We start from the raw sequence: 19715 nt of genomic DNA, 5'->3' as shown, positions 1-19715 counted from the left end.
AGGCTTTCAGGCTCATCCCTGATTATAGGCGTTGCCTGTGAATTGGGGAGGAAACCGGGTCCCAGGCCTGCGCCGCACGCGACCGACCGTGGCGTCTGGCGTGAATACGTATGCAGGCGGCGCCATCGTCGCGGGCCCCCGCTAAGCTTGCGGGACTTGGTTTTCAGCCCGCTTGCAGCGGGTCCCGCATGCCCGGAGGGGGGCTGTCGATGTCGCACTATCCATGGTGGCGCGGAGCCGTCATCTACCAGATCTACCCGCGCAGTTTCCTCGACGCCAACGGCGACGGGGTAGGCGACCTGCCGGGCATCATCCAGCGCCTGGACCATATCGCCGCGCTGGGCGTGGATGCGATCTGGATCTCGCCGTTCTTCCGGTCGCCGATGGCCGACTTCGGCTATGACATCGCCGATTACCGCGATGTCGATCCGCTGTTCGGCAGCCTGGACGACTTCGACCGGCTGCTGGCCAAGGCCCACGGCCTGGGCCTGAAGGTGATGATCGACCAGGTGCTCAGCCATACCTCGATCGAGCATGCCTGGTTCCGCGAGAGCCGGCAGGACCGCAGCAACCCGAAGGCGGACTGGTATGTGTGGGTGGACCCGCGCGAGGACGGCACCCCGCCCAACAACTGGCTGTCGCTGTTCGGCGGCGGTGCCTGGCAGTGGGAACCGCGCCGCGAGCAGTACTACCTGCACAACTTCCTGGTCGACCAGCCGGACCTGAATTTCCACCACCCTGAGGTGCAGCAGGCGACCCTGGACAACGTCCGCTTCTGGCTGGACCGGGGCGTGGATGGCTTCCGCCTGGATGCGATCAACTTCTGCTTCCATGACGCGCAGCTGCGCGACAACCCGCCCAAGCCGGCCGACAAGCGGGTGGGTCGCGGCTTCAGCGCGGACAACCCGTACGCCTACCAGTACCACTACTACAACAACACGCAGCCGGAAAACCTGCCGTTCCTGGAGCAGTTGCGCGCGCTGCTGGACGAGTACCCGGGGGCGGTGAGCCTGGGCGAGATCTCCTCGGAGGATTCGCTGGCGACCACCGCCGAATACACCCAGGACGGCCGCCTGCACATGGGCTACAGCTTCGAGCTGCTGGTCAACGACTACAGCGCGGCCTACATCCGCGACACCGTTTCACGCCTGGAAGCGGCGATGACCCAGGGCTGGCCGTGCTGGGCCGTGTCCAACCACGATGTGGAGCGGGCGGTCAGCCGCTGGGGCGGGCATCCGGCTGACCCGCGCCTGGCGCGGATGCTGGTCGCGCTGCTGTGCTCACTGCGCGGTTCGGTCTGCCTGTACCAGGGCGAGGAGCTGGGACTGGCCGAGGCCGAGGTGCCGTTCGAGGCGCTGCAGGACCCGTATGGCATCACCTTCTGGCCGAACTTCAAGGGCCGCGACGGCTGCCGCACGCCGCTGCCGTGGATCGACGCGCCGCTGGCCGGCTTCACCACCGGCCAGCCGTGGCTGCCGATCCCGGCCGAGCACCAGGCTGCGGCCGTGGCGGTGCAGGCGCAGGACCCTGATTCGGTGCTGTCGGCCTTCCGTGGCTTCCTGGCCTGGCGCCGTACCCAGCCGGTCCTGCTGCACGGTGACATTCGATTCCTGGACAGTACCGAGCCAGTGCTGCTGTTCGAGCGTATGCTTGCAGATGAAACTCTCCTGCTGGCCTTCAACCTGTCTGCCGAGGCGGTGACCCATCCGCTGCCGGCGGGCACCTGGCAGCAGGTGGCCGTGCCGGGCCCGGATGCGGGGACGGTGCAAGGCAATGAACTCCAGCTGCCACCGCGCGCGGTGTATTGCGCACGACGCAGCTGACCGATTTCTCCGGTGGCGGTACTTGCGGGGACGGGGCCGAAGCGCCCCGTCCCTTTTTTGTGGGCGCGGTTGCGGCGCAGAGCATCCACGCATGGCGTGGATCTACCGGAGAGGCGCGTCGGTGGGAGGGCATCCACGCATGGCGTGGATTTACCGGGGAGGCGTGTCGGTGGGAGGGCATCCACGCATGGCGTGGACCTGCCCACCCGTTGACTTCGGACCGTGCGAAGGCCGTGGCGCCCTTTCAGTAGATCCACGCCATGCGTGGATGGGCCTCGTCGATCACCTGCCGACACTCGCGCAAAAGAAAACCCGCTGCCTGCGCAGCGGGTTTCCGGTCCTGTCGATTGATGCCGCTGCCAGGCATGGCCTGGCACTACTGATCCTGATCTTAGAACTTGTAGTTCACGCCCAGCATGTAGGTGCGGCCCCACTCGATGTACTCCAGCGGGCGATCCTTGGTGCCGGCGTAGGTGCGGTACGGCTCGTTGGTCAGGTTGCTTCCCTGCAGCAGCAGGGTCAGCCCGCGCAGGCTGCTGCTGTCGCTGAAGGTGTAGCTGATCTGCGCATCGGTCACGTTCTCGCCCACCACGTAGCGCAGGGTGCGGTTGCCGTTGAAGTTGCCGATTTCACCGATGAAGTCCGAACGACGACGCTGGCTGACGCGTGCCTCAAAGCCGCTGCGCTCGTAATAGGCCGTGAAGTTGTACACGCGCTTGGACAGGCCGGGCAGGCTGATCGGATCGCTGCCCACACTGGAGGCGCTTTCCGGATCGAGGATCTGGATGTCGCTCTTGTTGAAGGTCGCACTGGCCTGCACGCCGAAGCCACGCAGGCTGTCGGTCAGCATGTCCAGCGGGAACGACGCGGTCAGCTCCAGGCCCTTCAGCGTGCCGCCCTTGCCGTTTTCAGGGGTCGAGAACGTACCGGTGGGCAGCACCGGCACCACCATGCCCGGCGGCGGCACATAGTTGCCCAGCAGCCCGGTGAAGTCGTAATTGTCCACCGACTGGGTGTAGACGTAGCTCTTCAGGTCCTTGTAGAAGATCGCGGCGGCCACGTAGGCCTTCTCGCCGAAGTACTTCTCGTAGGACAGGTCGAGCGCGGTGGCGCGCCACGGATCCAGCAACGGATTGCCGCCACTGCCGCCCGGGCGGCCGGTAGCGGTATCCACGCCGAACTCCAGGCCGGCGCGCATCTGGTCAACACGCGGGCGCGCAACCTGCTTGGCGGCAGCAAAGCGCAGGGTCTGCTCGTGCGGGAACATGAAGGCCAGGTTCAAGCTTGGCAGCCAGTCGTTGTACTTGCGGCCATCGGAATAGGGCTGGATGTTGTTGCCGGCCGCCTGCGAGCTGTCCCAGTAGCGCGAGTCCGAGCTCTGGTCGGTGTGCTGCATCTGCACGCCGATGTTGCCGCGCACGCCGACCACACCGATGTCGGTGTTGATGTTCAGGCGCGCCCAGGCGGTGGTGATCTTTTCCTGCACCGTCCACGACTTGGGAATCAGGTAGTCCAGGTTGTCGACCGGGTTGAAGGTCATGTAGCGACCGACCGCGCCCGGCACGTTCCAGGCCGGGATGGTGCCCAGACCGGCGAAGCCGAGGTTGACCGGGCGGTACTGCAGATCCGATGCGATGTTGGCATCGCCCTGTGCGCCCAGCAGGATGTTGCCCTCAGACTGCGTCTTCACCTTGCGGCGGTCGGCATAGTTGACGCCGATATCGAGGTCCGGTGCCCACGAGGCCATTGCCTCGGGCAGGGCGATGGTTGCGGCCAGCTTGCCGCCCTTCAGGCGGTCTTCCACCTGCGGCACCTTGCCGTAACCGGAACCGTAGATGGTGTTGGTCAGGAACAGCGCGTCCGGGTTCGAGTAGTTCAGGCCCGGACTGATCTGCGAGAAGCCATCCTGGCGGAACTGCACGCCCACCGTATCCAGCTGCGGCATCGGCGTCAGCTGCAGGTTGTTTTCCAGGTTCAGCTCGTCACGGGTGGCCTTGGAATAGTTCAGGTCGGCAACCAGCTTGACGCTGCCGAAGGTGAACTCGTTGTTCCAGCCGAACGCATCGATCTTGTCCTTGCGCTTGTTGTACATGCCGCGCACCAGCGGGTACACGCCACTGGCGGTGCCACCGGTGAAGGTGCCATTGGCGTTGACCTGCGGATTGCTGACCAGCAGGCCCGGGGTGTAGTTGCCGTTGTAGTTGCTGAGGTTGAGCTCGAACTGGTTGGCGGTGTCGATCTGCTCCGCCTCGGTATGGAACGCGTCGAAGGTGCTGGTCCAGCTGTTGTTCGGCCGGAACTGGATCGTGGCCATGACACCGTCGCGCTTGTTGTTGCCGGTGCGGCGCAACGCCTTGATGCCGTCGGTGAAATAGGTGCCAGCGGCAACGCCGGGGCGGTTGCCGTTGGTGGTGTGCTCGGTGGTCCACGGTTCGTACAGGCCGACCTGGTTTTCCTGGATCGGCATGTCGCTGTGCGCGTAGCCGATGGCGATGCCGAGCGTCTTGTCCAGGAACTGGTCGATGTAGCTGGCGCTGAAGCGGTTGCCGTACGGATCGGTGTCCGCGGCGCGGCCCAACGAGCTCTTCTGGTAGCGGCCGCTGACCGCGATGACACGGTCGGGGAAGCTGAGCGGACGTGCGGTCTGCATGTCGATGGTGCCCGACAGGCCCTGGCCGACCAGCGCCGCATCCGGGGTCTTGTACACGGTCACGCCGTTCACCAGCTCGGACGGGTACTGGTCGAACTCGACGCCACGGTTGTCGCCGGTGCTGACCACCTCACGACCGTTGAGCAGGGTGGTGGCGAAATCCGGTGACAGGCCGCGCACGCTGATCACCTGCGCACGGCCGGCCACACGCTGTGCGGCAAGACCGGGCAGGCGCGAGATCGATTCAGCGATGCTGACATCAGGCAGCTTGCCGATGTCTTCAGCGGAGATCGCTTCGACCACCGAGGTGGCGTCCTGCTTGGTCGCGATGGCACTTTCGATGCCGCGGCGGATGCCGGTGACCTGGACGGTATCCAGGTTGGTGGCTGCGGTGCCGGTTGCCGGGGTTTCGGTGCTCTGCGTGGACTGTGCTGCTGCCAGCGACGGCGTCAGTACGACGGCCAACGCGATGCTCAGCGCACTGCGCTTGTGGTTCAACATTTTCCCCTCCCAGGCAATGTTGTAGTGCGATTCGTGGTCGTCCCGATGTTGTCGAGGACGTGCGACGCGGTGGCCGCTGTCGTCGCCGCTATGGTAGGCAGCGCGTTCTTCGTGGGAATCACCCTGCATACGTATTCAATGGCGTTCGCAGGGTTGTAATCGCTTTCAGGTGCATCGTTCCGTAGCGCCGAGCCCATGCTCGGTTGCGTTCCGGTGCTGCGCACCGCGGCCCGAGCGTGGGCTCGGGCGCTACAGCGGCGCGCAGGCCGGAAGACCGTTCAGTTCAGCGGATCGGTGTGAAACGGATCGCTTGCCCACCGCCCGGGGCCAGCATCAGGGTGAGTGAATCGGTGCTGCTGACCTCGTGGGTCTCGCGCTTGAAGGCGAACGGATCACTGCGGAAATCCGCTCCATCGCCATCGCGGTAGATCTCGGCGCGGTAGCGCACGCCCGGTTCCAGGAAGCCCAGCGACACCGGCAGCACGCGGCCATTCTCATCGGTGATGCTGCCGAGGAACCAGTCGCGGCTGTTGCGGTCGCGGCGCACGATCGTCACGTAGTCGCCGACCTCGCCATCGAGCACGCGGCTCTGTTCCCAGTCCACCGCGACGTCCTCGATGAAGCGGAACGCCTCGCGGTGCTGCAGGTAGTGCTCGGGCAGGTCGGCGGCCATCTGGATCGGGCTGTACAGCACCACGTACAGGGCCAATTGGCGGGCCAGCGTGCTGGGAATGGCCTGGCCGTGGCGGCCCTTCAGGCTGAGGATGCCGGGGGTGTAATCCATCGGCCCGGCCAGCATGCGGGTGAACACCAGGTTGACCTCATGCTCGGGTGGGTTCGGTGGCTGGCCCCAGGCGTTGTACTCCATGCCACGTGCGCCTTCGCGCGAGATCCAGTTCGGATAGGTGCGGCGCAGGCCGGTGTCCTTGATCGGTTCGTGCGGGTTCACCGACAGGTGCCGGCGCGCGGCTTCCTGCACCACCTTCAGGTGATGGCGAGCCATGAACTGCCCGTCGTGCCACTCGCGCCACAGCGGGCCACCGGTCGGATTGCGGCGATCAACCTGGCCGTCGTCGCAGACGTAGCCGGTCTTGAACTGGTCCACGCCCAGCCGCGCATACAGGTCCAGCGCGGCCCCCAGCTGATCTTCGTAGTGCTCGATCGCGCAGCCGGTTTCATGGTGGCCGATCAGGTGCACGCCCTTCTTCAACCCGTACGCCGAAAGGGCTTCGATGTCGAAATCCGGCGTGGCGCGGGTGAAATCGAAGTCGTAGCCGTTGCCGACCCAGTTGCCATCCCAGCCCGGATTCCAGCCTTCCACCAGCACGCCACGGAAGCCGTGCGCGGCGGCGAAGTCGATGACCTTCCGCGTCTTCGCTGTGGTCGCGGCATGCTTCGGTCCGGTCGCCCAGCTTTCCTCATCCAGGTGCATTGACCACCACACACCCAGGTACTTGGCCGGTTTCACCCAGCTCACATCGCCCAGCGCATTGGGCTCGTTGAGGTTGAGGATCAGGTCGGACTCGACCAGCCCGCCAGCGCGGTCGGCAATCTGCAGGGTGCGCCATGGCGTGGCGAAGGGCAGGGCGCGGCGTACCTTCCAGCCTTCGGCCGAAGGCGAAAGCTGCGCGCGCAGGCGCTGACCCTCGATACGTCGCAGCCACATGCCCGCGTAGTCGACCAGCGCCGCTTCATGGATGGCCACGTGCAGGCCATCGTGGCTGCGCAGGGTCATCGGTGTGTGTACCAGCGGCACTTCGCGCAGCGGCGTGCGCTGGTACAGGTATTCGTAGTGGATCGGCTCGCCAGCGGGTATCCACCAGGCGGTGGACTCCGGCGCGATGGCGAACTCGGTCAGTTCGTCATCGATGAGCGCCTCGCGCAGGTTTGGCTGCTCGGGAAACACGTAGCGGAAGCCGAGGCCGTCGTCGTACACGCGGAACACCAGGTCCAGCCGGCGCTTGCTGCCGGTGGTTTCGGCCAGGTGCACGGTCAGTTCGTTGAAGTGGTTGCGGGTGAGGCGACGTTCGCCCCACGGCTGTTCCCAGCGGTCGTCGACACTGCGGCGTTCCTGCGCGAGCAGGCTGAAGTCGCGGTCGAGGCGACCATCACGCAGTTCAAAACCCAGCTTTGAATCGGCCACCACGGTCTGGCCGAGGCGTTCGACGCGGTAGCGGGCGGTACCGCCGTCCAGCACCAGGCTGACCTTCAGTACCTTGCCCGGTGATTCGACGCTGGCGATCTGCGGTGCGGCGGCGTGCGCCAGTGCGGTCAGCCCCAGCAGGGCCAGGCCGAAGGCATGCGCGAACACTGCGCGTACCGTTGTGGGTGACGTCGGCATTACCCCTCCCAAGGCGCCGTTGACAGACCCGGACCATAAGCCAGCGCGGCAGGTGCGCCGGTGCCGCACGCCATGAATACGTATGCAGCTGGACGCAGCAGACAGCCCCGCGTCTACCATGGGGCCAGGGCACCTTGAGGGAGGTGCCGCGCCCGCACGCCGGCAACGGCAGTGCGGACCCACAACGGTGCAGAGAGGGAGGGAGGTCGACAGGCGCAAGCCGGTCTGCCGCTTCGATGCTGAAGATCATTTGCCTGACCGCTGCCCTGGGGGCAGCGCTGGGGACGACCGCGCACGCGGCCGACCTGACATTCGACGGCCGCCAGGCGCGCGCCGAATCCGCTGCCAAGGGCAGCTTCGTCCTGCATGCGCCCAAGGGCGAGGTGCGCATCGCCGCCGCGCCCATGCGTAGCCAGACCGGCAGCGTGATGTTCGACGCGCTGTTCGCACTTGCCCAGCAGGAAATGGACCAGGATCGCGTGGATGCCATCCGCGATCCGGCCTTCGACGAAGGCCGCCCAGTACCGTGTGAGTGCTTCCAGACCGGCGCGCGCTGGCCGTATGTGTGGACGCGCGACGTAAGCTTCGCTGCCGACCTGGCGCTGGCGAAGCTGGACCCGAAGCGCACCCGGCAGTCACTGCAGTTCAAGTTGTCGGCGGCGCGCGACGGGCATACGCCCGGCCTGTTCGTGGCCCAGGACACCGGCTCCGGCGGCAGCTGGCCGATCAGCAGTGACCGCGTGGTGTGGTTCCTCGCCGCTCGCCACCTGCTGGATGACCCTGTGTTTGCCGAGCAGGTCTGGCAGGCGCTGCAGGGCACCCTGGCGCAGGACCGGGCGATGGTATTCGACGCGCAGATGGGCCTGTATCGCGGCGAGACCTCGTTCCTCGACTGGCGCGAGCAGACCTATCCGGACTGGACGCGCGAGGACGTGCGCTTCATCGGTGACTCCTATGCACTGTCCACCAACGTGCTGCACTACCGGGCCCTGCGCCTGGCGCAGCAGATGGCCGCGCAGCTGGGCGACGAACGTAGCGAGCAGTACAAGGCCTGGGCCGACGCACTAGCGGTGCAGATCGACGCACGGTTCTGGCGCGAAGACATGGGCCAGTACATGAGTTACATCGGCGAAGCGGCGCACCCGGTGCCGTACGCCAAGATCGATCTGCTCGGCCTGTCACTGGGCATTCTCGCCGACGTGCTGCCTGCTGAGCGTGCGCGCCGGGCGCTGGCGGCCTATCCGATGGGCGCCGCTGGCAGCCCGGTGGTATGGCCGCAGGAGGCGCAGCAGCCGATCTACCACAACCGCGCGATCTGGCCGTTCGTCAGCGCGTACTCGCTGCGCGCGGCGCGCAAGGTGGACGACGCCCCGCGCATCGCCGCCGAAATCCGCTCGCTGATGCAGGGGGCGGCGTTGGCCGGCTCCAACATGGAGAACTACGAGCTGATCACCCAGGCCGTGCACGTGGACGAAGGCGCCTTGAGCGGCCCGGTGGTCAATTCCGAGCGCCAGTTGTGGTCGGTGGCCGGCTATCTGTCGATGGTGACCGAGGGTGTGTTCGGCGTGCAGGACGACGGTCGCGTGCAGCCCAAGCTGCCGGCCGAGCTGGTGCCGGAACTGTTCGGAAAGCAGAAGCGGATCAGTCTGGAGTCGGGCGGCAAGCGCTATGTGCTGGAGCGCCCGAAGCAGGTGGGCGCTGGCTTGCTGGTCGCGGGCAAGACGCGCACGCGCGGTGCCACGACGACCGTGCAGTTGGTCGCCGCGCCCGTAGCGGCGAGCCGTGATGTGCCGCGCGCCGATGCCAATGCACGTGCACCGGCCACGCCGCTGGCGCCGCAGGCAAAGCGCACTGGCAAGGGCTGGACCGTCGCGGTCGCCGCCGGACAGGTGCTGTGGCAGGACGGTGTTGCGGCCACGGCCAGCAAGGGTCAGGTGCGCATCGGCGATGATGGCCTGCAGCACTGCCTGAGCCTGACCCGTCGCGAAGGTGTACTGGAGTCACTGCACAGCCCGATGGTCTGCCTTGGCCCGCAGCAGGTGCTGCGGGGCAGCCGGCAGTGGCAGTTCAACGCCGCCAAGGCGGGCCACGTGCGCCTGCGCCTGCAGTACAGCAACCCGAACGGCCCGATCAACACCGGTGTGACTGCGGCGGTGAAACAGCTGGCCGTACAGTGCAAGGGCCAGGCGCCGCAGCGGCACACGGTGGCGCTGCCGCACAGCGTGGCAGCGCAGGACTCGACCGCCGCAACCTTCGCGGTACCCAGGGGCCGCTGCACGGTCACCCTGGAAGAGGGCTTCAACATGAGCGCGCTGCAGCACTTCGCGCACTACACCGGCGGCAAGGGCGGGCGCGACGGTGTGCTCAATCAGGCCCAGGTGCAGGCGTTGAAGGTCGCGCCGGTGGCGGCAGCAGAGGACGCACGATGAGTCGTCCTGCGAAGCCGCAATTGTCGTTCTGGCAGATCTGGAACATGTGCTTCGGCTTCCTTGGCATCCAGTTCGGCTTTGCCCTGCAGAACGCCAACGCCAGCCGCATCTTCGAAACGCTGGGTGCGGACATGGAGGCGGTGCCGGGGCTGTGGATCGCCGCACCGCTGACCGGCCTGCTGGTGCAGCCGGTGATCGGCTACCTGTCCGACCGCACCTGGACGCGCTGGGGACGGCGCCGCCCGTTCTTCATGATCGGCGCGGTGCTGACCACGCTGGCCCTGCTGGTGATGCCGAACTCACCGACGCTGTGGATCGCGGCCGGCACGTTGTGGGTGCTGGACGCCTCGATCAACGTGTCGATGGAGCCGTTCCGTGCCTTCGTGGGCGACCAGCTGGCACCGCGGCAGCGTCCGACCGGCTATGCGATGCAGAGCTTCTTCATCGGCGTCGGCGCGATCGTGGCCAGCTTCCTGCCGTTCATCCTGGCTCACTTCGGCGTGGCCAACACAGCAGCGGCGGGGGAGGTGCCCGATACCGTGCGTTATGCGTTCTACTTCGGCGCGGTGGTGCTGCTGGCCGCGATCACCTGGACCGTGGTCAGCACGCGTGAGTATTCGCCCACTGAGCTGGCTGGCTTCGATGACGCCGAACCGCCGGCGCACCACGCCGCTGCCGCAGTGAACGGCCCGGCGCCGTGGTCGCAGGTGGGGCTGTGGCTGGGTGTGGGCATGCTGCTGGCGGCGCTGATCGCGTGGCGCCAGGGCGACAGGATGCTGTACGTGCTGGCCGGCCTGTGCGCGGGCTACGGCGCACTGCTGGCGGCGGCGCGGCTACTGCCGGGCACGCACATGCTGGCCGCCATCGTCGGTGACCTTCGCGCGATGCCGATCACCATGCGCCGGCTGGCCTGGGTGCAGTTCTTCTCGTGGTTCGCACTGTTCGCGATGTGGATCTTCACCACGCGCGCGGTTGCGGGCATGCACTTCGGTTCCACCGACGTCGAATCGGCGGCCTACAACGAAGGCGCCAACTGGGTGGGTGTGCTGTTCGGTGCCTACAACGGCTTCGCCGCACTGGCCGCGCTGCTGATCCCGCCGATGGTGCGGGCGATCGGCCTGCGCTGGAGCCACCTGGTCAACCTGTGGCTGGGCGGGGCAGGGCTGATCTCGATGATGTTCATCGACGATCCGCAGTGGCTGCTGCTGTCGATGGTCGGTGTGGGTTTTGCCTGGGCCTCGATCCTGTCGCTGCCCTATGCGCTGCTGTCGGACAGCGTGCCGGCGGCGAAGATGGGCGTGTACATGGGCATCTTCAATTTCTTCATCGTGATCCCGCAGCTGGTCGCGGCCAGCGCGCTCGGTTTTGCTCTGCGCGCGTGGCTGGGTGGCCAGCCGATGCATGTGCTGGTGCTGGGTGGCTGCAGTCTGTTGATTGCGGGTCTGTGCGTGTTGCGGGTTCCGTCCCGTCCGGAGGTGGTGTGATGCGTGGTGCCCTGTCTGTTGCTGTTTCCCTGGTGCTGTTTGCCGGCCACGCCGCGGCTGCGCCACGCCCTGCCTATGTTGGCACCACCGAGCCGTTCGCCAGCGACGCGGTGTATTTCGTGGTCACCGATCGCTTCGTCAACGGCGATCCGTCCAACGACCATCGCGACCAGGGCGGCAAGCACCGTACGTTCGATATCCCGGTGCCATGCCCGGACAAGGTGGACGGCAACATCGGCTACCTCGGTGGTGATTTCCGTGGCGTGCTCGACAACGCCGACTACATCCGCAACCTCGGTTTCGGTGCGGTATGGATCACCCCCATCGTCGACAACCCGGATGAAGCGTTCACCGGCAGCAAACCGATCAGCTGCACCAGCACCCTGACCGACCGTGGCAAGACCGGCTACCACGGCTACTGGGGCATCAACTTCTACAAACTTGATGAACACCTGCCGAGCAAAGACCTGGACTTTTCCGGGTTGACCAAAGGCCTGCATGGCGCCGGCCTGAAGGTGGTGCTGGACATCGTCGGCAACCATGGGTCGCCGGCGTGGACCATGCCGAAGCGGCAGCCGCAGTTCGGCCAGATCTTCGACAAGAACGGCGCGCTGATTGCCGACCACCAGAACCTGCCGCCGCAGAAGCTGGACCCGAAGCACAATCCGCTGCACGCCTTCTACAACAACATCGGACCGGTCGACAGCAAGGACGGCTCGATCTTCGATGGCAACCTGGCCGAGCTGAGCGACTTCAACCAGGACAACCCGGCAGTGATGGACTACCTGGTAGGGGCCTACCTGCAGTGGACCGCACAGGGCGTGGATGCGCTGCGCATCGACACCATCGGCTGGTTGCCGCATCCGTGGTGGCACGAGTTCGTCAACCGCATCCGCGCGCAGCACCCGGGCATGTTCATGTTCGGCGAAGCGTTCGACTACAACGCCGCCAGCATCGCCGAACACACCTGGCCGGCGAATGCCAATGTCAGCGTGCTCGACTTCCCGTTGCGCGGCGCGCTGGAGCAGACCTTCGGCACTGCCGGCAAGGGCTTTGAAACACTGTCCGAGCCGCTGCACCTGACCGGTGGCCCGTACGCCAACCCGTACGAGCTGATGAGCTTCTACGACAACCACGACATGCCGCGCCTGCAGGCCAGCGACAGCGGCTTCATCGACGCGCACAACTGGCTGTTCACCGCGCGTGGCATTCCGGTGGTCTATTACGGCTCGGAAACCGGCTTCATGCGCGGCCGTGCGGAACACGCCGGCAACCGCGCCTACTTCGGCCAGCCGCGCGTGGATGCCGCCCCGCAGAGCCCGATCTTCGCGCCGCTGCAGCGCATCGCCAAGCTGCGTGAGGCCACGCCGGCGCTGCAGCGCGGTCTGCAGGTGAACGAGCGTCTGCAGGGCAATGAAGCGGTGTTCTTCCGTGTATTGCAGCACGCCGACGTGGCGCAGACTGCGCTGGTGTTGTTGAACAAGGGCGATGCCGCGAAGACCTTCAACGTGGACCGCTACCTGCAGGCGGGGACCTGGCGCGACGCGCTGGATGGTGGCCAGGTGAAGGTGACGGGGGCGCTGAAGGCGGATGTGCCTGCGCACGGGGTGAAGGTGTTTGTACTGGATGCGGACGTGAAGCAGCCGGCGCTGCAGGCCGAGCTGGACAAGGCCATGGGCGATCAACAGGCGCGCGACCAGCGGTTGAAGCGCTGAGAGGTCCGGGCCGGGCGCTTGTAGAGCCGAGCCCGCGCTCGGCTGCCGCCATCCACAGTTCGTGGAAGCGCAGCCGAGCGTGGGCTCGGCTCTACAATAGGCCCCCCCCTACCTCCCTGTCACAGCCGCCATGACCGACCTTGCCCCGCAGACCCCGATCGAAACCCTGCTCAAGGCCGCGATGGACGGCACGGTGCCGATCCGCGCCTTCATGGAAGCCTTCGTCGCCTCCGAGGTGGTGCTGCTGACCGGCAGCCTCGTCACCCCCGACGGCAGCGGCTTCGATCCGTTGCTGTTCGACAAGCAGGGCACCCTGCACGTGGCGGTGTTCACCGATCCGGCGCGAGTGGGTGTCTTCAACCAGCAGGCCGAACACCAGATCCGCTGGTTGATGCTGGATGTGCTGCGTCGCGTGCCGGGGGGGTACGGCGTGGTGATCAACCCGGGCACCACGCTGGGCTTTGAGATCTCGCCCAGCGGCGTCGGCGAGATCCTGAAGGATTTCGCTCAGGGCTGACCGTTCCGCGGCGTCACGTTGTCGCTCGTGCGCTTCCAATTGGCGGCCGTACGTGATCCTCTTGCAATACAAAGGGATCGAGGCTTCGCCATGGAATTCAGGGGGCTACCGGCTGACGCGCCGGAAAGACGGCAGCTGGCACAGTGGTACAACGCGCAATGGGGCCGGGATGCCGGCCTGTCGCAGGAACAGGAACTGCAGCGGCTCAACCAGCCGCAGGATGCCGAAGGCTTTCCGCATCTGATCGCCGCATTCGATGGTGATCAGGTGGTCGGGGCGGTGCAACTTAAACGCCGGGAGATGCAGGCGTTCCCTCAATACGAGCACTGGCTGGGAAGCGTGTTCGTGGCGGACAGTCATCGTGGCCGTGGGCTGGCCAGCGGATTGGTCGAACAGGCCGCAGCGCGGGCGGTGCGCATGGGCGTCTCGCATCTGTACCTGCAGACGGAGGCCTTGGATGGCGGCCTTTACGCGCGGTTGGGTTGGAGGCCCCTGCAGGAAGCCGACAGCCACGGCTATCGGGTGCTGGTGATGGTACGGGAGCTGGACGCATGACCGCCACGTCGGTACGCCATTCCCGCCTCGCCCTGGTCTTCCTGATCGCGGCCATCGTTGCAGCACTCATCGCCATGCCATTGCTGCGCGCGGTCGGTTTCGTGCAGTGGCCGGTGTTCGTCATCGCCTGGCTGATCAACCTGGGGGCGGCCTGGCATCTGGGCGCTTGGGCAAGGCTGCAGGGGCGGTCGCCATGGGCGTTCGGGTTGCCGGCAGCGCTCGGTACCGTCGCCTCGATCGTGGTCTACGTGCTGCTGGCCTTGCTGGGGCCGAAGGCCGGTTCGCAGAGCCCCGCAGCGTAGCCGAGGGCGTCAGCCGGGCAGTACAGCATCCACGCATGGCGTGGATCTACTTCCGCCATCGCATCGTTCGGGCAGATCCACGCCATGCGTGGACGCATCCCAGTAGATCCACGCCATGCGTGGATGCATCCCAGTAGATCCACGCCATGCGTGGATGTTTCCGCAAACGGTGCCGACCCGAAGGCCGGCACCCCGCTCACATCACATCGTCACTTTGCGCCGGTTGTCAACGCTCACCCGGTCGATCAGCTTGTTGTATGGATCGAAGCCCGCCTCATCCGGCCTCGCGTCCACCGTCACCGTGATCTTCGGCTCGCCCGTGGTGATGTGGTGACGCTGCAGGTACAGCACCTTCTGGTCGCGCTCCTTTCCGGAAGGGCCATTGGCGAACACGCCGATCTCCACCCAGTCATCCATCTTGCCGGCGGTCTCCTTGCCCTTGCCATCGGCGTACTGCTTGCTGGCATGCAGGTCCAGGGTCACGTCGTAGCGGCCATCCTCACGCTTGCGCGCGCTGGCGGCCAACACCCGGTTGTCGTAGAAGCTCATCTTCTCGAACAGGTCGGTGACCAGCTGTTGGCGGTTGGCGGGCGTTTCGGCGCGGATGTAGGCCAGCAGCTCCCGCGAGGTGGTGTACGGCGGCTGCTGGTAGCCCTTGTCCTGCAGGAAACGCTTCAGGGCGCGGTTCAGCGCCTCCTCGCCGATTTCCTCGCGCAGGCGGTAGAACACCAGCGAGCCCTTCTGGTAGTGGATGTACTGCTGGTTCTCCACACGCTCCAGCGGCAGCTCCTCGATGGCCTCGCCACCGCGCCCGGACAGGTAGCCATCCAGCTCGCGCTTGAGGAACTGGCGCATGTGCTGGCGACCATATTCCTGCTCCATCACCATCAGTGCCGAATACTGCGACAGCGATTCGGACAGCACGGTTGCGCCCTGCACGTTGGCGCCGATCACCTGGTGCGCCCACCACTGGTGCGCGACTTCGTGGGCGGTCACGTAGAACACATAGTCCACCTTGTCCGGGTCGCGCAGGTCGGCGATGAAGCCGATCGACTCCGAATAGGGAATGGTGTTGGCGAAGGACTGGGCGAAGCGCTGGTAGCCCGGGAACTCGATGATGCGTACCTGGCGATGCTGGTACGGAGTGAAGTTGGCTTCGTAGTAGGCCAGCGACTTCTGAACCGCGTCGATCATGCGGTCCACGTTGTAGCCATGGGCGGGATCGAAATACACCTCGATCGGGATGTCCTTGTACTTCGCCCGGCGAACCTCCCAGCGTGCCGACAGGTAGGCGTAGAAGTTCAGCATCGGCCGGTCCATCGCATAGCTGAAGCAGCGCCGCCCGTTCACCGTGGTCTCGTGCTGCAGGTAGCCGGGGGCCAGCGCCACCTGGTCCGGGGCCGTGCAGATGGTGCTGCGGAAGTCGAGCCAGTCGGCGTCGTTGGTGACGTAGGTGTTCGCGCGTGCGGCTTCGTCCTCCAGCTTGGGCATGCGCCGTGGCTCGCCGAGGTCACGCTTGCGCCGCTCGTTGCGGTCGCTGATCTCAACTCTTTCATTGTAGCCGAAGGACGGCAGTACGCGGCTGTTGAAGAAGCTGCCGTTGTCGACGATGTTGCTCGGCGCCTGATCCGCGGTGATGCCATGGGGCTGCTGCACCACACGGAAATGGATGCGGCGCTCTTCGCCCGGCTGCAACGGCGTGGCCAGGCGATAGATGCGGTAGCCAAGGTCGGCGTCGTGCATCGACAGCGTCTGTCCGCCCAGGTCGACGGCTACCAGCTGTTTGTCGTCGGCCGTGGCCACGTGCACCTCCTGGATGGGCGCGGCGTGGGTATTGCGGATCGTCCAGTTGGCGTCGATCACCATCGACTGGGTTTCGGGATGCAGGTCCACCCGGTTGTCCACGGCGATGATGCGCGGCTGCGGCAGGTTGCGGTATTTCGACAGTTCGCGTTCGTAACGGGCCTGCAGGTCCAACTGCTGGTCCGGCGAAAGGAAATCGTTGCGGATGTTGGTGCTCCAGTACAGCCAGCCGCCTACTGCGATGAACGCGACGGCGGCCAGCGCTGCCATCGCGCCGGTCGGGCCACGCAGGCGCCGCCCGGCCAGGGCAAGCCGCTGGCGCAGACCCTGGCTGACGCCGCGTACCCAGAACGCCGATGCCAGGCACATCAATGCCAGCAGGAACAGCGCCCAGTAGCCCTGGAAGGCCAGCTGCCCGGTCAGGAAGTGGCCGTAGCCGTTCATGTCCGAATAGGGAGCGATCGGCCAACTGCCGAAGTTGTAGATGTTCTGCGTGTAGTCGAGCATCCCCAGCACGCCTTGGCCGATCATCACCACGATCAGCAGCGCATAGCCGAAGAACTTGTTGTTGGTCAGCACCTGCAGCACCAGCGCCAGCCCGCCCATCAGGATATACACCACCGAATCCAGCGCGAGACTGCGCAGGTACAGCAGCGGTTCGAGATGGGTGTAGCCCTTGGCCAGCTGCACGCCCATGGCGGCCAGCGCGCCGGCTGCCTGGAAGCAGGCGATCACTGCCAGCAGGGCGACAAACTTGGCCAGCAGCGGCACCCAGTTGGGTACCGGCATCGCATCGGTCACCTCGTTGATGCGTGCGCCGCGCTCCTTCCATACCAGTTCACCGGCGAAGAACAGCACGATGATGATCAGCAACCAGCTGAAGGCGCCCTGCAGGGCCATGATCATCTGCGAGGTGACCGGCCAGATGGAGGTGCCGTACAGCGTCTGCCGGAACAGCGCACTGGGCAGGAAGTTGGCCAGCCCCAGCACCAGCAGCACGATGAAGGGCACACTACGCAGCACGCCGCCTGTATCGAAGCGGACCTGGCGCAGGAACTGCTGCGCTGCCGTGGTCGCAGTGAATGCCGGTACCACCCGCGGAAGCGTCATGCGGCTGGGGCGGACAGCGCCGGCATCGGAAACCGGCTGCGTCTGCTTGCGGCCCCAGCGCCGGCGACTGCTGCCGCTGCGTTCGGTACGGAACAGAGCGAAGGTGGCCGCGAACAGCGCAGCAGCCACACCCAGCCACAGAGCGCGGTTGGCCAGAAGGTAGCCGGCCAGTTCCGGAATGCCGCTGTTGCGCTCTTCGGTGGACCAGTAGCGGATGGTGCGCGACAGCGCGCGCATGCCCAGCGGCTCGCTCAGCACCGCGATCCAGGTGTTGTCGATGTCGCGCAGCAGAGCGGCGCTGGCACCGTACAGCACCAGGTAGGCCACAAGCCCGATGTAGACCCACAGGATCGAGCGGGTCAACGCGGCCAGCAGCGACAGCAGCGCGGTGGTGAACAGCAGGTTGGGAATGACGATGACCGCAAAGGTCCAGGCGTAGCCGTGCCAGCTGATCGGGCCCATGCGTTCGGGATCGACCCAGGGCATGAACGGCGCCAGCCACAGGCCGAACGCGATCAGCACATAGACCAGCAGCCCGGCCGCCAGCGCGGCGGCGATGCGCCCGGCCAGATAGTCGCGACGCTTCACCGGGCTGGCGAAGATCAGCTCGGCGGTGCCCAGTTCAAAGTCACGCAGCAGCGCATTGCTGACGAACAATGCGGTGACCAGCATGCCGAGCAGGGTGAAGATGCCCAGCATCTGAGCGATCACGGTGGGCGCGTTGCTGTGCACGTTGCCGCTGCCGCCACCGATCTGCACCGCGTCGCTGGAGGCGGCGCCGAAGGCGAGCAGGGCGAACAGCCCGGCCAGCAGCCACAGCAGCGGAGAACGCAGCTGCTCGCGCAGCTCGAAACGAAAGAAGGTGAGGATCATGGGGTGCTCCGCTCAGGCTGCCGCGCGGGCACGGGCCTGCAGGCGCAGGCGCTGGAAATACACATCCTCGAGATCGGGAGCCACGGCCGCAAAGCCGTCGCCGGGGTCGTTGGCACTGTGCACGTGGATCACCGGGCGCCCACCCACCAGGCGCGAGGACAGCACCGTGTAGCGTGCCTCATGGTCAGCCAGTTCAGACGGCTCCACCTGCTTGCGCCAGACCTGCTGCTGCAGCGCCTCGATCGCGTCGCTGGGGCGACCGGTCAGCAGCACCTGGCCCTTGTTCATGATCGCCATGGTCGGGCACAGGTCGGTCACGTCTTCGACGATGTGGGTGGACAGGATCACCGCCACGTTTTCGCCGATGGCCGCCAGCAGGTTGAGGAAGCGGTTGCGCTCTTCCGGGTCGAGCCCGGCGGTGGGCTCGTCGACGATCACCAGGCGCGGGTCGCCCAGCAGCGCCTGGGCAATGCCGAAGCGCTGGCGCATGCCGCCGGAGTAGGTGCCCAGCTTGCGCTTGCGTGCATCCCACAGGTTCACCTGCTGCAGCAGCCCATCGACCACCTCGCGGCGCTGGCCGCGCTGGGTCAGTCCCTTCAGTACGGCAAAGTGCTCCAGCAGGTCCAGCGCGCTGACCTTTGGGTACACCCCGAAATCCTGCGGCAGATAACCCAGGCGACGGCGCACGGCGTCCTTGTCGCGCAGTATGTTGATCGGTGATTCACCGGGAATGGTCAGGGTGGCACTGCCGCTGTCGGCCTCCTGCAGGGTGGCCAGGGTGCGCATCAGCGAGGATTTCCCCGCGCCGTTGGGCCCGAGCAGGCCGAACATGCCGCGGGGAATATCCAGGGTGACCCCGTTCAACGCGTGCACGCCGTTGGCGTACGTCTTGGACAGCGAATCGATCTTCAGCATGCGACGTACACCTTTCCGTGTGTTGATCTGCTGTTTATCGCGCTGAACGGGGGCGCCGTCATGCCCCTTTGGTCATGGTGCCTTTGGCGAGCGGTCCAGCCGCCAGCACAGCAGTGCGCCATCCTCGGCATCCACGCGCTGGCCGACCGTGCGGAAACCGTTCCGGCGCAGCACCGCCTGCGAGGGCAGGTTGCCCACGGCGGTTTCGGCCGCCAGCACGTGGATGCGTGGCTGCGTCCACGCCCATTGCACGAACTCGGCCAGTGCAGCGCCCGCCAAGCCGCGTCCCTGATGGGCCGGGGCGATGCCATAGCCGAGGGTGAGAACGCCGGCCTGCGGCGTGCAGGTCAGGGACAGCAGGCCCACCGTGCGTGCCGCCTCGACGATCCGCCATGCGGCCGGCGCAAACTGCGGCTCGATGGCGGCGGTGAGATCGGCCAGCATGGCGATGACTTCGGGCGGGGCGACCGCTTCCTCAGCGGCATCAGTGCAGGACAGCAGAGCGCGCACATCGTGTGCGGACGCGGGAATGAGCATGGGAACCTCGACAGGGAATTGCCCGGAAGGGCATTGCCGGTGCGAGGGCAGGGCAGCGTGGGCCTCAGCCCGGGTGCAGCACGCCGTTCGCCGCCGTCACCGGTGCGGTGTGGGAACTGCTGGCGGAGGACAAAGGCCTTCTCCTGGCGCGAGGGAGTGC

Annotated in this window: 12 protein-coding genes; 7 read left to right on the top strand and 5 right to left on the bottom strand. The window is 66.2% G+C overall.

What is annotated here, in order from left to right:
- The first annotated feature begins 209 nt into the window (after positions 1 to 209).
- On the top strand, positions 210 to 1823 hold the full coding sequence (locus tag HUT07_RS14195) for an alpha-glucosidase family protein (protein WP_176021474.1): 1614 nt from the start codon (positions 210 to 212) through the stop codon (positions 1821 to 1823).
- A 391-nt stretch (positions 1824 to 2214) separates the two neighbouring features.
- Here HUT07_RS14195 and HUT07_RS14190 read toward each other — a convergent pair whose 3' ends face one another.
- Together HUT07_RS14190 and HUT07_RS14185 are read right to left on the bottom strand one after the other, a co-directional pair.
- Positions 2215 to 4974: a TonB-dependent receptor gene (locus HUT07_RS14190; protein WP_176021473.1), complete on the bottom strand. Its 2760-nt coding sequence runs from the start codon at positions 4972 to 4974 to the stop codon at positions 2215 to 2217.
- 283 nt (positions 4975 to 5257) lie between these two features.
- Complete coding sequence (locus tag HUT07_RS14185; RefSeq protein WP_176021472.1) at positions 5258 to 7315, bottom strand: glycoside hydrolase family 97 protein; 2058 nt, start codon at positions 7313 to 7315, stop codon at positions 5258 to 5260.
- Positions 7316 to 7551: 236 nt separating this feature from the next.
- Between HUT07_RS14185 and HUT07_RS14180 the strand changes: the two genes are divergently transcribed.
- The 6 genes from HUT07_RS14180 to HUT07_RS14155 all read left to right on the top strand — a co-directional run bounded on the left by HUT07_RS14180 (position 7552) and on the right by HUT07_RS14155 (position 14317).
- A complete protein-coding gene (locus HUT07_RS14180) occupies positions 7552 to 9744 on the top strand; it encodes a Six-hairpin glycosidase-like protein (protein WP_176021471.1) in 2193 nt (730 codons plus the stop codon).
- Positions 9741 to 11228, top strand: coding sequence for an MFS transporter (locus HUT07_RS14175; RefSeq protein WP_176021470.1), 1488 nt, complete (start codon positions 9741 to 9743; stop codon positions 11226 to 11228). Before HUT07_RS14180 ends, HUT07_RS14175 begins: the two co-directional genes overlap by 4 nt.
- The gene (locus HUT07_RS14170; RefSeq protein ID WP_176021469.1) at positions 11228 to 12943 is read left to right on the top strand and encodes an alpha-amylase family glycosyl hydrolase; all 1716 of its coding nucleotides are present in this window, start codon (positions 11228 to 11230) and stop codon (positions 12941 to 12943) included. The genes HUT07_RS14175 and HUT07_RS14170 overlap by 1 nt, the downstream gene beginning before the upstream one ends.
- A gap of 130 nt (positions 12944 to 13073) precedes the next feature.
- A complete protein-coding gene (locus HUT07_RS14165; RefSeq protein ID WP_176021468.1) occupies positions 13074 to 13460 on the top strand; it encodes an SseB family protein in 387 nt (128 codons plus the stop codon).
- A 90-nt stretch (positions 13461 to 13550) separates the two neighbouring features.
- A complete protein-coding gene (locus HUT07_RS14160) occupies positions 13551 to 14015 on the top strand; it encodes a GNAT family N-acetyltransferase (protein WP_176022560.1) in 465 nt (154 codons plus the stop codon).
- Complete coding sequence (locus tag HUT07_RS14155) at positions 14012 to 14317, top strand: hypothetical protein (protein ID WP_176021467.1); 306 nt, start codon at positions 14012 to 14014, stop codon at positions 14315 to 14317. Before HUT07_RS14160 ends, HUT07_RS14155 begins: the two co-directional genes overlap by 4 nt.
- Positions 14318 to 14518: 201 nt before the next feature.
- Here the strand turns inward: HUT07_RS14155 and HUT07_RS14150 are convergent, their stop codons facing one another.
- The 3 genes from HUT07_RS14150 to HUT07_RS14140 all read right to left on the bottom strand — a co-directional run bounded on the left by HUT07_RS14150 (position 14519) and on the right by HUT07_RS14140 (position 19555).
- Complete coding sequence (locus tag HUT07_RS14150) at positions 14519 to 18103, bottom strand: M1 family aminopeptidase (RefSeq protein WP_176021466.1); 3585 nt, start codon at positions 18101 to 18103, stop codon at positions 14519 to 14521.
- Positions 18104 to 18115: 12 nt separating this feature from the next.
- The gene (locus HUT07_RS14145) at positions 18116 to 19018 is read right to left on the bottom strand and encodes an ABC transporter ATP-binding protein (protein WP_176021465.1); all 903 of its coding nucleotides are present in this window, start codon (positions 19016 to 19018) and stop codon (positions 18116 to 18118) included.
- A 72-nt stretch (positions 19019 to 19090) separates the two neighbouring features.
- Positions 19091 to 19555 carry a GNAT family N-acetyltransferase gene (locus tag HUT07_RS14140; RefSeq protein ID WP_176021464.1) on the bottom strand — a complete coding sequence of 155 codons (465 nt, stop codon included), beginning with the start codon at positions 19553 to 19555 and terminating at the stop codon, positions 19091 to 19093.
- Positions 19556 to 19715 lie beyond the last annotated feature (160 nt).

The organism is Stenotrophomonas sp. NA06056 (assembly GCF_013364355.1).
GTDB lineage: Bacteria > Pseudomonadota > Gammaproteobacteria > Xanthomonadales > Xanthomonadaceae > Stenotrophomonas.
This window is presented reverse-complemented; position numbering and strand designations above follow the sequence as displayed.

Excerpts from the sequence above, each read along its gene's own strand:
- HUT07_RS14195 (WP_176021474.1), top strand. The coding sequence starts at position 210 with ATGTCGCACTATCCATGGTGGCGCGGAGCCGTCATCTACCAGATCTAC.
- HUT07_RS14190 (WP_176021473.1), bottom strand. The coding sequence starts at position 4,974 with ATGTTGAACCACAAGCGCAGTGCGCTGAGCATCGCGTTGGCCGTCGTA.
- HUT07_RS14185 (WP_176021472.1), bottom strand. The coding sequence starts at position 7,315 with ATGCCGACGTCACCCACAACGGTACGCGCAGTGTTCGCGCATGCCTTC.
- HUT07_RS14180 (WP_176021471.1), top strand. The coding sequence starts at position 7,552 with ATGCTGAAGATCATTTGCCTGACCGCTGCCCTGGGGGCAGCGCTGGGG.
- HUT07_RS14175 (WP_176021470.1), top strand. The coding sequence starts at position 9,741 with ATGAGTCGTCCTGCGAAGCCGCAATTGTCGTTCTGGCAGATCTGGAAC.
- HUT07_RS14170 (WP_176021469.1), top strand. The coding sequence starts at position 11,228 with ATGCGTGGTGCCCTGTCTGTTGCTGTTTCCCTGGTGCTGTTTGCCGGC.
- HUT07_RS14165 (WP_176021468.1), top strand. The coding sequence starts at position 13,074 with ATGACCGACCTTGCCCCGCAGACCCCGATCGAAACCCTGCTCAAGGCC.
- HUT07_RS14160 (WP_176022560.1), top strand. The coding sequence starts at position 13,551 with ATGGAATTCAGGGGGCTACCGGCTGACGCGCCGGAAAGACGGCAGCTG.
- HUT07_RS14155 (WP_176021467.1), top strand. The coding sequence starts at position 14,012 with ATGACCGCCACGTCGGTACGCCATTCCCGCCTCGCCCTGGTCTTCCTG.
- HUT07_RS14150 (WP_176021466.1), bottom strand. The coding sequence starts at position 18,103 with ATGATCCTCACCTTCTTTCGTTTCGAGCTGCGCGAGCAGCTGCGTTCT.
- HUT07_RS14145 (WP_176021465.1), bottom strand. The coding sequence starts at position 19,018 with ATGCTGAAGATCGATTCGCTGTCCAAGACGTACGCCAACGGCGTGCAC.
- HUT07_RS14140 (WP_176021464.1), bottom strand. The coding sequence starts at position 19,555 with ATGCTCATTCCCGCGTCCGCACACGATGTGCGCGCTCTGCTGTCCTGC.